Source organism: uncultured Amnibacterium sp. (genome assembly GCF_964245895.1).
Classification (GTDB): Bacteria; Actinomycetota; Actinomycetes; order Actinomycetales; family Microbacteriaceae; genus Amnibacterium.
On sequence record NZ_CAXTOQ010000016.1, the window covers coordinates 22,585 to 34,659 of the forward strand.

A 12,075-nucleotide genomic window follows, 5' to 3' on the forward strand; every position below is an offset into this window, starting at 1 on the left:
AACATGATCCTCGTCGTGTCGGCTGAAGCCTTCGAGGTCCGGGAGCCGAACGTCTTCAGTGCGTTGGAAGTGCGGTCGGCGCTGGCCATCGGGCCGCTCGCCGAAGCGGCCTCCGCACTGGGTCTCGGGATCATCGATCCCGATCAACTCCACGTCTGGATCGAGCCCGAGGTGCTGCGGCTCGATGGAGACGCGGAGCGGATCCGCGCGATCGACGGGATGCTGGCCTACGCGGCCGGTCGGGGCTGGGTCGACGACGCGGGTCGGGTTCGGGCGCACCTCGCCGTCCGGGCGGCCTGAGAGCGCCGCACCCCTCCGGGGTCGAGGTCGAGTCGAAACGCTTCCAGGGCGCGCTCGTGCAGGCGGCGGAAGCCGACGCGCGCCCGAGGGCTTCTCGCTCGACAACCACGCAAGGACGGCGCGGATCGGCTTCGAGCGACGAGCTCAAGGCAGAGACGACACCGTCGGATGAACATTGCAGCGAAGTCGTGCGGGCGCCCGGCGCGGTGGCCGTCACTCGTGCGGAGACCTTCGGGGTCCGAGGTCATCGGGACGGGCGCCTTGCGGCGCTCGTCACCGACGTGCACCGTTCGCTCGACGGAGGGCGGTCCCACCGGGTACGAGACGGTTCTGAACGTCGCTGGAAGCGAGCCATGAACCGCCTCAGTTCTGGCGATCTCGAGCATCGCAGGGCAGTTGATCGCCGCTTCTGAACGCCTTCTGAGCTCAGCAGCAGGTTCTGGATCCGAGTCCCGGGGTGCTCAGAGCCCTCGATGAACCCGTGGTGTCCGCGGAGTGGTCAGGCGGGATCAGCCGCCTGGATCCCTTCGCGTTCGATGTCCGCCAGGTGCAGCATCAGGTCGCGCATCGTCCATCGCCGCGTGTCCGTCGAGGGCGGCGGGAGGAGGGGAGCGGTGGTCGTCATCGGGCCTCGATTCGTGTCGATGCGCGTCACGCTGCCACCGGGTGTGCCTCGAACGCGGGGTCGACACGGCGCGCGCGGAGGGTTCTTCGCGCGCTCGCCCGACGTTCACGTCGCATCCCGCCCTGAAGCGCATCACCGCGCCCAGCCTCGACGCCGTCTCGCCGGCGAACACGATGAAGACGGGGCGTCCGTTGACCTCCACCAGCTGGGCGAGGACGACGAGCTCGACCGTCGGGGGATCGGCGGCGGTGGCGGTCGTGCCGTCGGCCGCGAACGTCACGGTCTGGAAGCCGATGCGGTGCAGGAGGGCGTCGCGGCCCTCCGCGGCCAGGAGCTGCGCTCCGTGCTGGTAGTGCAGCTCGGGAGCGTCGATCCCGTCGAGGCGCAGCTGCACGCTGCCGTCGGCGGAGATCCTGACCCGCTCGCCGTGCTGCAGCCGTCGGAGCAGCGAGGGGTCGTCCGGCACGAACCGGACCGAGTCCCCGTCCGGCTGCTTCCCGATCACGACGGCGTGACCGGCGATCACCAGGGAGGGCATCGCATCCATCGACCGCCTCCGCATCGTCGCCGGGTCGGCGGGGGGAGCTCGAGTCGAACCGGCCGCCGGTGCCGGACCGTGCGCGGTCGAGGTGACCGAGGAGCGCACGGCGCGGGACCGCGTCGCTCGACCCCCGCAGATCACTCGGGACCGTCCAGGCGCAGTCGGATGCGCTGCGGCGAGCTGCGCGGGACGCGTTCGACGACGCCCCTCGCCTCCAGATCCACCTTCGCGAAGCGCACGAAGTTGGACAGGCGGCCTGCGGGGAACGCCGGATGCGTGCCGAGCTCGCGCTGCGCCTCGTCCACGACGGTCTGCAGCCGGACCGTGCCGTCCTCGTCGCCGTGGAGGTCGATCGTGCGCAGGATCACCTCCCGGAGGAGGTCGTACTGCTGCAGCGGGATCGTCCACCCGTCGAGCGCGTCGGGGCGGGTGGCGTTGAACATCTGCACGCGCCCGCGCGCCCTCGCTTCGGCGTCCGCCTCCCAGGCCCGCGCGCCGACCGGCCCGCCGTGCGGGTCAGCGGACACGGCGACCCTCGACGAGGGCACCCAGCTGCTGCAGGTCCCTCACGTGCAGCAGCCGGATCGAGCGCTGCAACCAGGCGTCCGCCGCCGGTCGGAGCAGGCGTGATACCGGGAGCTCCACGACGAATCGGAGGGCGACCTCGGTCTGCTCGACGCCGAGCGGATCGACCCGGAAGTCGACCGTCGGCTCGATCCACCGACCGCGGGAACCTCGGTTGCGCGCCCGGTTCCGGACCCACGTGCCGTCCTCCGAGGCGAGCGGCTGACGTCCCTGCTCGACGCCGTCGGGGCCGTGAAGACGATCTGCGAACCGGGTGATCGCCCGTCGCCGTCGATCCGGCAGGTGAAGCCCGTCGCCGCCGGCCACGCAGACCGGGCCATCGACGTCTCCTGGTCGAGGACCGCGTCGTACACCACCTGACGCGGCGCCCCGATCCGGATCGACTCGGTCCAGCGCATCCCCACTCCGTTCGACGCGTCACTGTCTACCTCTGATCGATGCCTTCCGACGCGCGCCATCCACTCCTCCTGGCCTGTCGTGCGCTCGGCGCCGCCTTCGACAGCCACGACGCGGCGATCGCCGCAGGACTCGACATCTCTCGGAACGAGCTCCGGCTGCTGAACGCCCTGGAGGAGGGACCGCGATCGCAGGTGGGCATCTCGGCCTCGCTCGGACTCACCCGCGCGATCACCCCGATCGTCGATCGGCTCCTCGCTCGGGGCATCGTGGAGCAGCGACCCGCCTCTGCCGATCGGCGGGTGAACCTGGTCTCCCTGACCCCGCAGGTGTGGACCGCGCTCGCCGAGCACGACGGCCCGGCGGGACGTCGTGTCCTCGCGCTGATCGACGACGCACCGATCGAGCAGGTCGAGGACCTCACCGCCCAGCTGCTGCGCCTCGTCGAGGCCCTCCGACGCCGGACCGGAGTCGAGCAGGGGTGCTCAGTCCATCAGCGGCCTCCGTGGGGAGCGGGAGGAAGCCGTCCTCCACGGCTCGCTTGTAGAGGTCGACCTTGCTCCTCGCCGGGCGTCCCACCCGGGAGTACTTGGCGCGGATCCGGTTGACGGAGTCCTCGATCGTGGACTCCGCGACCTGCAGGAGGTCGGCGACGTGCCGCGCGGTCCGGCCGTCGGCGAAGGCCTCGAGCACGCGCGCCTCGTGCGCGGTCAGGCGCGCGCTGGGGAGGATCGGGTCGCTCTGCACGGTGACGGCCCAGTCGGTGGTGACCACGGGCTGGTTCCTGGCCGCCTGCAGCAGCGCCCGGGTCAGCACGGACGGGTGCTCGCTCTTGCGGACGATGCCGAGCACGTCGAGGCGGGTGATCGCCCGCAGGAGGCTCGGGGACTCGCCGGACGTGTACGCGAGTACGTCGCAGCCGGCCGCGGTGAGCCGCGTGAAGTTGTCGACCGGGTCGGACCCGTCCGCGAGCCGGAGATCGAGCACCACCAGGTCGATGCGCCGGGTCGTCCGCAGGAGGAGGTCGCCGACGGTGCGCGCCGAGCCGACCAGGTCGATCTCCTGCAGCGGCGCGAGCATGCTGCGCACGGCCAGCCCGATGACCTCGTGGTCGTCGACCAGCGCGACCGCGAACCGGACCGGGGAGGAGGAGCCGCCCGGGTGCGGCGTGCCGTCGCGGCTCACCGGGAGCTCGTGCACTCGCCGCTGCCGGACCCGCCGGTCGGCACCATGTCGGCCCCGCAGAGGGTGCCGCCGGCCGGGGCCGAGTCGACGACGGTGGCGGTCACGGCGGTGAAGCCCATCGGCGTGCCGGCCGGGAAGCCCGGGATCACGTCCGCGCGGGTGACGACCTCCCGCTCGCCGATGAGGCGCCCGTTCTGCGGGTCGATGATCAGCTCCTGACGGATGCCGTTCGACTCCGTGCGGCCGATGGCGATGCCCGTGCGGCCGTCGAGGTTCGCCTCCCGCTCGGTGATCTCGACACCGGGGATCATCGCCGCCGCCCGGTACATCGCGGCCCGCAGGTCCGCCGGAACGACGCCGGTGCGGAGGGCGTCGGCGATGAACACGAGCGCTTCGCCGTCGCGGGAGACGCCCGCGCCGAGGGTGACGCGGTAGATGTGGTTCAGCAGCCGCGTCGGATCGCGGGGGAGCGCGTCGAACCCGTCGTCCTGCGGGGGTCCGTTGTAGAACGCGCCTTCCGGTGCGCGGACGATCTCGGTCGTCCCGCCCCCGGCGTCCTGCCGTGCGGCCCGCTCGGATGCGGGGCCGAAGGTGCGGGCCACGGTCGCGGGATCGCGGACCCAGACCCAGTCGTCCGATCGGTCGGCGGGGATGTACAGCTGCCCGTTCTGGGTGGCGAGGTAGCTGCCCTCGTCGGTCGTCGCCGAGTAGACGGCGTCGGTGGAGACCTCGAGGTACTGGCCCGGACCGACGGCGGGATCGGACAGCTGCAGCGTGTCGATCGCCGCCTTGTGCAGCGCGTCCGCCGCGGCGGTGCTGGCACCCCCGCGCCAGCCGGTGAGCCCGATGACGTCGGTCAGCACCAGCGCCGTCGCGAGGCCCAGCGCGCCGACGGCGATCGAGGCACCGCCCAGCGCCCGGCGCCGACGGAGCCTCCGCCTCGTCGGCACGTGCCCGCGGCGCCCTCGGGCGGCGCGGTCGATCGCGGCGTCCAGCCGGGCGAGCGCGGCGGCCTCCGCGGCCGGCTCGGGGAGGTGCGGGCCGGCGTTCAGCGCCCGGACCTGGCTCAGCTCGTCCATGCGGGATGCTCCTTCCCGGCGGTGCCGGCAGCGTCTCGGAGGGTCCTCCGGACGCGGTTGAGTCGGGACCAGACGGTGCCGACCGGGATGTCGAGCGCGACCGCGATCTGCTCCGCGGTCAGATCGGCCCACGCGTGCAGGAGCAGGACGTCGCGATCACCCGCCGGCAGGTTCCGGATCCGGTCCCCGAGGTCCCGGAGCCGCGCCGCGGCGTCCATGCGGTCGCCGGCGCGCGGGATCCCGCCGTCGCCGAGGACGGGCTCCTGCAGCTGCTGCAGGAGGTGCAGGTGCCGCGCCTCCTTCCGCCGGTACGCGTGCACCACGTTCGTCGCGATGCCCAGCAGCCACGGACGGGCGGAGGTGGCGTCGGACCGGAAGCGGTCGCGGCGCTCGAACGCGACCAGGAACGTCTCCGACAGCACCTCGTCGGCGACGTCCCGGCCGGCCCGCCGCGCGACGTAGCCGTAGACGGCGCCCGAGTGCCGGCGGAACAGCTCGCTGAACGCCTGCGGCGCCGTCAACGACTGCTGCACCAGCTCGGTGTCGGAAGCACTCACATCAGGTATTGCCCCACCGCGCTCCGACCCTTCACGATGCGTCACGCCCCGGCACCGCCTCCGCGATCGATCCTCGTCCGCCCGGTCCATCTCCGTCAGCGGCGGTCAGGAGGTCTGCACGGAGCGCCGCCTTCGCCCGCTGGTAGCGTCCGCGGACGGTCGAGGCCGGGATGCCGAGCAGCCGGCCGATCTCCGCCTGGCTGAACCCGTCCCAGTGCACGAGCGTGAGGACCTCGGCCAGATCCGGGTCGAGCCGGTCGATCAGGTCCCGGACCGCGATCGCCTCGACGGGGTCGGGCTGCTGCGAGGTCCGCTCCGCGAGTACGCGCAGCGCCTCCCCGGCACGGTCGCGGCGGATCGTGCCGCGCAGGCTGTTCCGTGCGAGGTTCCGGGCGATGCCGTACAGCCACATGCGGGCGGCGACCGGCTCGTCCGGGATCCGGCGGTGCTTCCGCCAGGCGATCACCATCAGCTCGGTCAGCAGGTCCGCGCCGTCGGGCCCGGCCCGCCGCTCGAAGTACCGGAGCAGGTCCGGCCCGACCGCCTTCATGAGCCCGGTGAACCGTGCCTCGTGCCGGTCCCGCGAGGTCACTGCTGCATCCCGGAGCACTGCTCCTGGGCCTGGAAGCCGAAGCCGGTCGTCGAGACGCCGGCCTCGTCGAGGTGGCGGGTGATCGCCTCCTGGAACGCCTCCCGCGCCGCGATCTGGTACTCGACGTCCGCGTTGGAGTTCGCCGTGCCGTAGCCGAACGGCACCTGCTGCCCGTCGGCATCGGTCGCCCAGTTCTGATCGGATCGGTTCTGCTGCACGACGTCCTCGATCCGCGCGTCCCGCAGCAGCCTGCCGGACCGCAGGTAGTCCCTCGCGACCTGGACGGCGCTCGGGTCCGCAGCGGGGACGTCGGCGGGGAGGGGCGTGGCCGGCGAGTCGGAGAGCTCGCCGAATCGCATCGTGCACGTGCCTCCGCCGGGAAGCCGATAGGTCACCGCGGCGTCCGGGTGCGTGGCCCACCCCGTCCACGAGGGCTGCCGGCTCCAGAAGACCGACCAGTCGAACCCCGTCGCCGCGAAGGCCGCGCCGGTGCCCGCGAGCACCAGCAGCGGCGCGAGCACCGCGGCGACGACCGGCACCCGACGTCGACGCGGCGTCGGCCGGGCGACCGAGACGGCCGCTGCGTCGATCGCGGCCGACAGGGCCGCGGACGGCTGCGTCGTAGGTCGAGCGGACGACTCGATCAGGGCCTCGAACCCGTCCGGCTCCTGCTCGTCGACATCGCGCACCGCTCGACCTCCATCCGCGGACCCGGGACGGGCGCCGTCATCAAGACATGTCCGCCCGCGGGGCGAACGTCCGCGGCGGCGAGCTTCCTCGGTCAGGCCGGATCCGCCGGCGCGCCGTCCTCGCGCGCTCGCAGCACGGCATGTCGCGAAACGGGCCTGAACGAGGAAGCGTCAGGGTCTCAGTCGTGCTCAGTCGTGCTCGGTCGTCAGGCCGACGCGGTGAGCCGCTGCCGCCAGTCGCCGGTCCCGGGTCCAGAGCGTCCCCCCGGCTGTCAGCAGCACCGATCCGAGCAGATGCGCGTCGGTCCAGCCGATGCCGCTGCCGGAGAGGCCGTGCGCATCGATCAGCCCGAGCACCTCGTCGTCGCTCGCGGTTCGCGGCCGGGCCAGCCGTCGCAGCGCGCCGAGGACCGCGACGCGATCCGCGATGCGACCCAGGGAGATCTCCCCGAGCACGGCCGGGTGCAGCAGCACCTGACGCTGCTCGAGGCGTCTGCTGAGCGCGGCATCGGTCGCGTGCAGGTGATCGATCCAGATCGAGGTGTCGACGACGATCATCGACGCGATGCGGCCTCGGCGTCCGGATCGGTGCCGCCGAGCGCGACGAGCCTGCGGATGCTCTCCCGCTCGACGAGGGATCGCAGCGCCTCGCGGAGCAGCGCGCTCTTCTCCGTCACGCCGGTGAGGCGCTGCGCTTCCTCCAGCAGTGCGTCATCCAGGGCAACGGTCGTCCTCACCGGCACACTGTAGAGCATCGAATGATGCTCTTCGGCGTGGCTCGACCTTCCCGGATGCCCGTCGGGACGAATCTCGGCAGGCTGTGACGGTCGCCGTCGCGGTCCGGCTGCAGCGCCTCGCGTGACCCCGGAGGTTCAGCGGTTCTCGTCGAGGCGGCGGACCACCTCCGCCAGCTGCTGCGGGGAGTCGACAGTCGCGACGGCGCCCGCGTGCTCCTCCGCGGTGCCGTACCCCCAGGTGACGGCGATCGTGGGGATGCCGTGCGCCCTCGATGTCGTGGACGCGGTCGCCGATCATGAGCGGGGATCGGACGGCGCCCTGAGCCTCGAGTCGCCGCAGCGCCTCGCCGATCACCTGCTCCTTCGTCGATCGAGTGCCGTCCGCGGAGGCGCCGCTGACGACGGCGAGCGCCGGCCGCACGCCGATCCGTTCGAGGACCGCGAGGGCCGACGCCTCGCCCTTCGACGTCGCGACGGCGAGGCGGTGGTCGACCGCGAGGTCCTGCAGCAGGGCGACCACCCCGGGGTAGGCGGGGGTCGCGGCTGCGCCGTTCGCGGCGTAGTGGCGCCGGTAGGCGAGCACCATGCGGTCCGCCTCCGCCTCGGTCAGGCCGTCGAGATCGAGGAAGCCGGTCAGGAGCGGCGGGCCCACGTGCGCGCGGAGCGTGGCGGCATCCGGGACCGGGAGGCCGCACTCGACGAACGCCGCCGTGAGCGCGGCGATGATCGCCGCGCCCGAGTCGACGATCGTGCCGTCGAGGTCGAGCAGCAGGTCCCGGCTCCGCGCGCGGGGCGTCATCGGAGCGCGGCGAGCGCGGCGACCAGGACGTCCCAGAAGCGGTCGACGTCCAGCCGCAGCGCGACGTCCGCGTTCGCCTCGCGGTGCAGCCGGTCGTGCAGGTCGACGCTCGTGGCGCCGAGCGTCTGCGTCCCCTCCAGCTCGACGTCGACCCGGGTCCGGGTGCTCGTGACGATCCCCGGCTCGAGCGCGACCGCCATCGCGACCGCGTCGTGGATGGGCGGGTTCCTGCCGTAGAGCGTCTGGAACGCCTCCCGCAGCTCGATCAGCAGCCGCACGCCGAAGCGGGCCGAGTCGGTGTCGATCGCGACGAGCCGCGCGAACAGGTCGTCGTCCACCGCGGTCTGGTGCGTCACGTTCAGCCCGACCATCGTGAAGGGCACGCCGGAGCGGAGCACGACGTCGGCGGCGTGCGGGTCCGAGAACGCGTTGAACTCGGCGTAGGGGGTGGAGTTGCCGCGCTCGGTGGAGCCGCCCATCCAGACCACCCGCTCGATCGAGGGCTGCAGGTGCGGCCGGGAGGCGACGAGCGCCGCGATGTTGGTCAGCGGCCCGAGCGCGACGATCGAGACCGGCTCGGAGGAGTCGGTCAGCACGGCATCGATCAGGTCCAGCGCCGACCGGTCGTCGAGGGGCACCGTGACGGCGGGACGCTCGATGCCGCCGAGCCCGTTCGGCCCGTGCACGTCGGCTGCTCGGAAGGGCTCGCGGACGCGAGGCCGGTCCGCGCCGCGCGCGACCGGCACGTCGATCCCCGCCACGGAGCACGCGGCCAGCGCGTTCAGGGTGGTCTGCTCGACGTCGACGTTCCCGGCGACCGTCGTGATCGCGCGGACGTCCAGACCGGGGCTGCCCGCCGCGAGCCAGATCGCGAACACGTCGTCGTGCCCGGGGTCGCAGTCGATGATCACGGGTACGGGCACGGGAGGCTCCTCGCGATGGATCCGATCGGGTTCGTGCAGCAGAATATCGATATTCCGGCGCGGAGGGAGGCTCGATGACCGGTGACGGCACCGCCTCGTCGAGCAGGACCGGCGAGGTCTTCCGCCTCATCCGCCGCGACATCCTGAGCGGCGCGCTCGCCGGCGGTGAACGGCTGCGCTCGACGATGCTGCGGGCGCGCTACGGCGCCGGGCTCACGCCGGTGCGCGAGGCGCTGGCGCGGCTCGCGGGCTCGGGGCTCGTCACCGGCCAGGAGCAGCACGGCTTCCGGGTGGTCCCCACCTCCGAGGAGGACCTGCGCGACATCACGCGGGTCAGCGTCCTGACCGAGTCGGACGCCATCGTCCGTGCTGTCGAGCGTGCGGACGGCGCCACCGACGCCGCGCTGCTGCGCGCGTTCGAGGCGCTGGCCGGCACGCCGATGCGATCCGAGGCCGACACCGGCGGCGGCGTGCACGATGCCTGGTCGGAGGCGCACCGCCGGTTCCACGAGTCGCTGATCGCCCCGTGCGGGTCGTCGTGGCTGCTGCAGCTGAACGCGCTGCTGTTCGATCACGCCGAGCGGTACCGGCAGCTGGCGTTCCGGGTCGCCCCCGATCGCGACCTCGTCGACGAGCACCGTCGGCTGCTCGACGCGGTCCTCGGGCGCGACCCCGCGCGAGCGGCCGCGCTGGTCGACGCCCACTGGAGCGCGACGGCGGAGGCGGTGCTCGCGAGCGGCGCGCTGCGCAGCGGCGGGGACGGCAGTACTCCACCACTGCGGAAGGGAGCATTCGGGAGCGGCGCCCCGAGCTGAAGGCGCGTCGAGCCGCTGCGAGCGAGAGCCCGCCCCGCTCGTCAGCGCGATTCCCCGCCGCGGCTGATCACGCGGTCCGCGAAGAGGTCCGCGAGCGCCCCGGCGAGCGCGGATCCGTCGTCACCGGCCGGCGCGCCGGCGACCTCCTGCAGCGCACCGTCCCTGGCGAGCGCGACCAGCCCGTGCACCAGGGCCCAGCTGACGAGCGCCATCGCCGGTGTGCGGTCCGCGCCGCGATCGCGAGGCGCCTCCTGCGCCGCAACCGCGTCGACGAGGGGCTCGATCGACGCCTGCCGCGCGGCCGCGAGATCGGGATCCGCGGTCCGCAGGTCGCCGGGCCGGAACATCAGGTCGAACAGGGCGGGCTCGGTCAGCCCGAAGTCGATGTACGCCCGTCCGAGCGCCGCGAGTCGGTGCTGCGGCGCCACCGTGTCGACCGCACGCAGCGCTTCGCCGAGCTCGTGGAAGCCCTGCGTCGCGACCGCGGTGAGCATGCCGGCGCGGTCCTGGAAGAAGTAGGTGGGCGCGGCGTGCGAGACGCCCGCCCGCCTGGCCACAGCGCGCAGGCCGATGGCGGCGCGGCCGTGCTCGGTCAGCTCGGCGCGAGCCGCCGCGAGCAGCGCCGTGCGGGTGTCGAGCCCGTCCGGGCGGATCGTCGTCATGTGCCGATTCTCCGCATCTGACTTGACAGTGTCAACTGGCAAGCGCATGCTCGAGCCGTAGCACTTGACGGTGTCAAGTCAGCCGAGATCGGAGCCCCATGTCCTCGTCCGTCCTGAAGCCCCCGCGGTCCTGTCGCCGCGGCATCGCGTCCCTCGCCGGGGCACACGCGGTCGCATCCGCCGCCTCCCTCGGCAGCGTCGCCGCAGTCCTGTCGATCGGCACGATCGCGTCCGTCGCCAGCGCCGGCTCCATCGCGAGCGCCGGCTCGCTGCTCAGCGTCGCGTCGGCGGCCTCTGCGGGCTCGATCGCCTCGATCGGATCGGTCGGCTCGATCGCGTCGATCGGTTCCACCGGGTCCATCGCCTCGATCAGGAGCGTCGGCCAGGTCGGTGCCGTGTGCGGCGTCCCCGTGCTCGGGCCCGTCCTCCTGACCGTGCTTCGGGCCATCGTCCGGCGCGCCTGAGCCGGCACAGCAGGAATCGGGAGCCCCGCATGTCGCAGTCGCCCTCCGCCGTCACCCCCGGACCGCGGCGGCGCATCGCCGCCTCCGCCCGCCAGCGCACCTGGTCCCGGGTCGTCCACCTGGTCGGGGCCGGCGTGCTCGGTACCTCGATCTACGGCCCGCCCGTCGTCGCCGCGCCGCTGCACATCGGTCTGCAGCTCGTCGTCGTGCCCGCAGTCACGGTCACCGGGCTGTTCCTCTGGAAGCAGGCGCAGATCCGCAGCCTGCTGCGGCGGCACCGCGGGCATCCGCGTCGTCAGGGGCAGAAGCCGGGGTCGCAGCGCTGATCCGTGGGAGCGTGCGCCGCGGATCAGGCCGGGTCCGGCGCCGATCCGGGCAGCAGCTCGATCACGACCTTGCCCTCGGCGCCCTGCTCCGCGTCCCGGTGCGCCTCCGCCGCCTGCGCCATCGGCAGCACGCGGTGCACGGGGACACGCAGCCGGTCCTCGGCGACCAGTCGCAGCAGGAGGTCGAGATCCGCCGGCCGGGCGGCGGTCCGGACCGATGCGAACTCGGGTCCGCGCCGGCCCCGCGCGAGCGAGCGGACGGCGTCGGGGGAGACGCCGCGGGTGGAGACGAGCACGCCGTGCGGCGCGAGCGACGGCTCGACGTCGCGCAGCCGCAGCCGGCCGGGGGTGTCGAAGACGAGGTCCCAGCCGTCGCCCGGGCGCAGCGGCGCCTCCCGGTCCCGGTCGAGGACCGCGTCGGGGCCGAGCGACCGGACGAAGTCGAGCGTCCGGCCGGTCGTGCTCGCGGTGACCGCCGCGCCGGCGAGGCGCGCCAGCTGGACGGCGAACGCGCCGATGCCGCCGGACGCCCCGAGCACCAGCACGCGCGCCCTCCCGGAGGACCGCGCGCGGAGGCGGCCGGCCCGGTGCAGCCCCTGCAGCGCCGTGAGCCCGGCGAGCGGCAGCGCGGCGGCGGGCACGAACGGCACGGCGTCCGGGATCCTCGCCGCGCGGCCCTGCCGCAGCAGGACGAGGTCCGACTGGGCCCCGCCTACGTGCCCGATCAGCGCGCAGACGCGGTCGCCCGGCTCGAACGCCGTGACCGCGGGCCCGCACGCCACGACGGTCCCGGCGAGGTC

The 12,075-nt window shown here is 73.6% G+C and carries 17 protein-coding genes and 1 pseudogene; 4 read left to right on the forward strand and 14 right to left on the reverse strand.

The features are described 5' to 3' along the window. Positions 1–3 precede the first annotated feature (3 nt). Entirely contained in the window at positions 4–300 is a 297-nt protein-coding gene (locus tag ACFE60_RS04205; protein WP_375387584.1) for a hypothetical protein, read from the forward strand. Between the two features lie 509 nt (positions 301–809). Here ACFE60_RS04205 and ACFE60_RS04210 read toward each other — a convergent pair. Together ACFE60_RS04210 and ACFE60_RS04215 are read right to left on the reverse strand one after the other, a co-directional pair. After that, positions 810–1,463 carry a hypothetical protein gene (locus ACFE60_RS04210; RefSeq protein WP_375387585.1) on the reverse strand — a complete coding sequence of 218 codons (654 nt, stop codon included), beginning with the start codon at positions 1,461–1,463 and terminating at the stop codon, positions 810–812. 140 nt (positions 1,464–1,603) lie between these two features. Beyond that, complete coding sequence (locus ACFE60_RS04215) at positions 1,604–1,993, reverse strand: DUF6958 family protein (protein WP_375387586.1); 390 nt, start codon at positions 1,991–1,993, stop codon at positions 1,604–1,606. 495 nt (positions 1,994–2,488) lie between these two features. On the opposite strand from ACFE60_RS04215, the pseudogene ACFE60_RS04220 reads away from it, so the two are divergent. Then, positions 2,489–2,737, forward strand: a pseudogene (locus ACFE60_RS04220) (hypothetical protein); the annotation flags it as partial. A gap of 130 nt (positions 2,738–2,867) precedes the next feature. Here ACFE60_RS04220 and ACFE60_RS04225 read toward each other — a convergent pair. From ACFE60_RS04225 to ACFE60_RS04265, 9 genes are all read right to left on the reverse strand, one after another. Further along, entirely contained in the window at positions 2,868–3,632 is a 765-nt protein-coding gene (locus ACFE60_RS04225; protein ID WP_375387587.1) for a DNA-binding response regulator, read from the reverse strand. Next, positions 3,629–4,711, reverse strand: a complete 1,083-nt coding sequence (locus tag ACFE60_RS04230) for a CU044_5270 family protein (protein WP_375387588.1) — start codon at positions 4,709–4,711, stop codon at positions 3,629–3,631. The genes ACFE60_RS04225 and ACFE60_RS04230 overlap by 4 nt, the downstream gene beginning before the upstream one ends. Beyond that, positions 4,699–5,268 (reverse strand): RNA polymerase sigma factor, encoded by a 570-nt coding sequence (locus ACFE60_RS04235; protein WP_375387589.1) that lies wholly within the window; start codon positions 5,266–5,268, stop codon positions 4,699–4,701. Before ACFE60_RS04235 ends, ACFE60_RS04230 begins: the two co-directional genes overlap by 13 nt. Before the next feature lie 31 nt (positions 5,269–5,299). Beyond that, on the reverse strand, positions 5,300–5,860 hold the full coding sequence (locus tag ACFE60_RS04240; RefSeq protein ID WP_375387590.1) for an RNA polymerase sigma factor: 561 nt from the start codon (positions 5,858–5,860) through the stop codon (positions 5,300–5,302). Then, positions 5,857–6,549, reverse strand: a complete 693-nt coding sequence (locus ACFE60_RS04245) for a hypothetical protein (RefSeq protein ID WP_375387591.1) — start codon at positions 6,547–6,549, stop codon at positions 5,857–5,859. Before ACFE60_RS04245 ends, ACFE60_RS04240 begins: the two co-directional genes overlap by 4 nt. Before the next feature lie 189 nt (positions 6,550–6,738). Further along, entirely contained in the window at positions 6,739–7,107 is a 369-nt protein-coding gene (locus tag ACFE60_RS04250) for a type II toxin-antitoxin system VapC family toxin (RefSeq protein ID WP_375387592.1), read from the reverse strand. Then, entirely contained in the window at positions 7,104–7,286 is a 183-nt protein-coding gene (locus ACFE60_RS04255; protein WP_375387593.1) for a type II toxin-antitoxin system VapB family antitoxin, read from the reverse strand. Before ACFE60_RS04255 ends, ACFE60_RS04250 begins: the two co-directional genes overlap by 4 nt. After that, on the reverse strand, positions 7,261–8,085 hold the full coding sequence (locus ACFE60_RS04260; RefSeq protein ID WP_375387594.1) for an HAD hydrolase-like protein: 825 nt from the start codon (positions 8,083–8,085) through the stop codon (positions 7,261–7,263). The genes ACFE60_RS04255 and ACFE60_RS04260 overlap by 26 nt, the downstream gene beginning before the upstream one ends. Continuing rightward, positions 8,082–9,008 carry a nucleoside hydrolase gene (locus ACFE60_RS04265; protein WP_375387595.1) on the reverse strand — a complete coding sequence of 309 codons (927 nt, stop codon included), beginning with the start codon at positions 9,006–9,008 and terminating at the stop codon, positions 8,082–8,084. Before ACFE60_RS04265 ends, ACFE60_RS04260 begins: the two co-directional genes overlap by 4 nt. A gap of 74 nt (positions 9,009–9,082) precedes the next feature. On the opposite strand from ACFE60_RS04265, the gene ACFE60_RS04270 reads away from it, so the two are divergent. Continuing rightward, entirely contained in the window at positions 9,083–9,823 is a 741-nt protein-coding gene (locus ACFE60_RS04270; RefSeq protein ID WP_375387596.1) for a GntR family transcriptional regulator, read from the forward strand. A gap of 41 nt (positions 9,824–9,864) precedes the next feature. Here the strand turns inward: ACFE60_RS04270 and ACFE60_RS04275 are convergent, their stop codons facing one another. Continuing rightward, a complete protein-coding gene (locus tag ACFE60_RS04275; RefSeq protein WP_375387597.1) occupies positions 9,865–10,485 on the reverse strand; it encodes a TetR-like C-terminal domain-containing protein in 621 nt (206 codons plus the stop codon). A gap of 73 nt (positions 10,486–10,558) precedes the next feature. Beyond that, a complete protein-coding gene (locus tag ACFE60_RS04280; protein WP_375387598.1) occupies positions 10,559–10,933 on the reverse strand; it encodes a hypothetical protein in 375 nt (124 codons plus the stop codon). A 45-nt stretch (positions 10,934–10,978) separates the two neighbouring features. On the opposite strand from ACFE60_RS04280, the gene ACFE60_RS04285 reads away from it, so the two are divergent. Next, positions 10,979–11,275: a hypothetical protein gene (locus ACFE60_RS04285; protein ID WP_375387599.1), complete on the forward strand. Its 297-nt coding sequence runs from the start codon at positions 10,979–10,981 to the stop codon at positions 11,273–11,275. Positions 11,276–11,298: 23 nt separating this feature from the next. Here the strand turns inward: ACFE60_RS04285 and ACFE60_RS04290 are convergent. Next, on the reverse strand, positions 11,299–12,075 hold a 777-nt coding region (locus ACFE60_RS04290), incomplete at its 5' end, for an NADP-dependent oxidoreductase (RefSeq protein WP_375387600.1).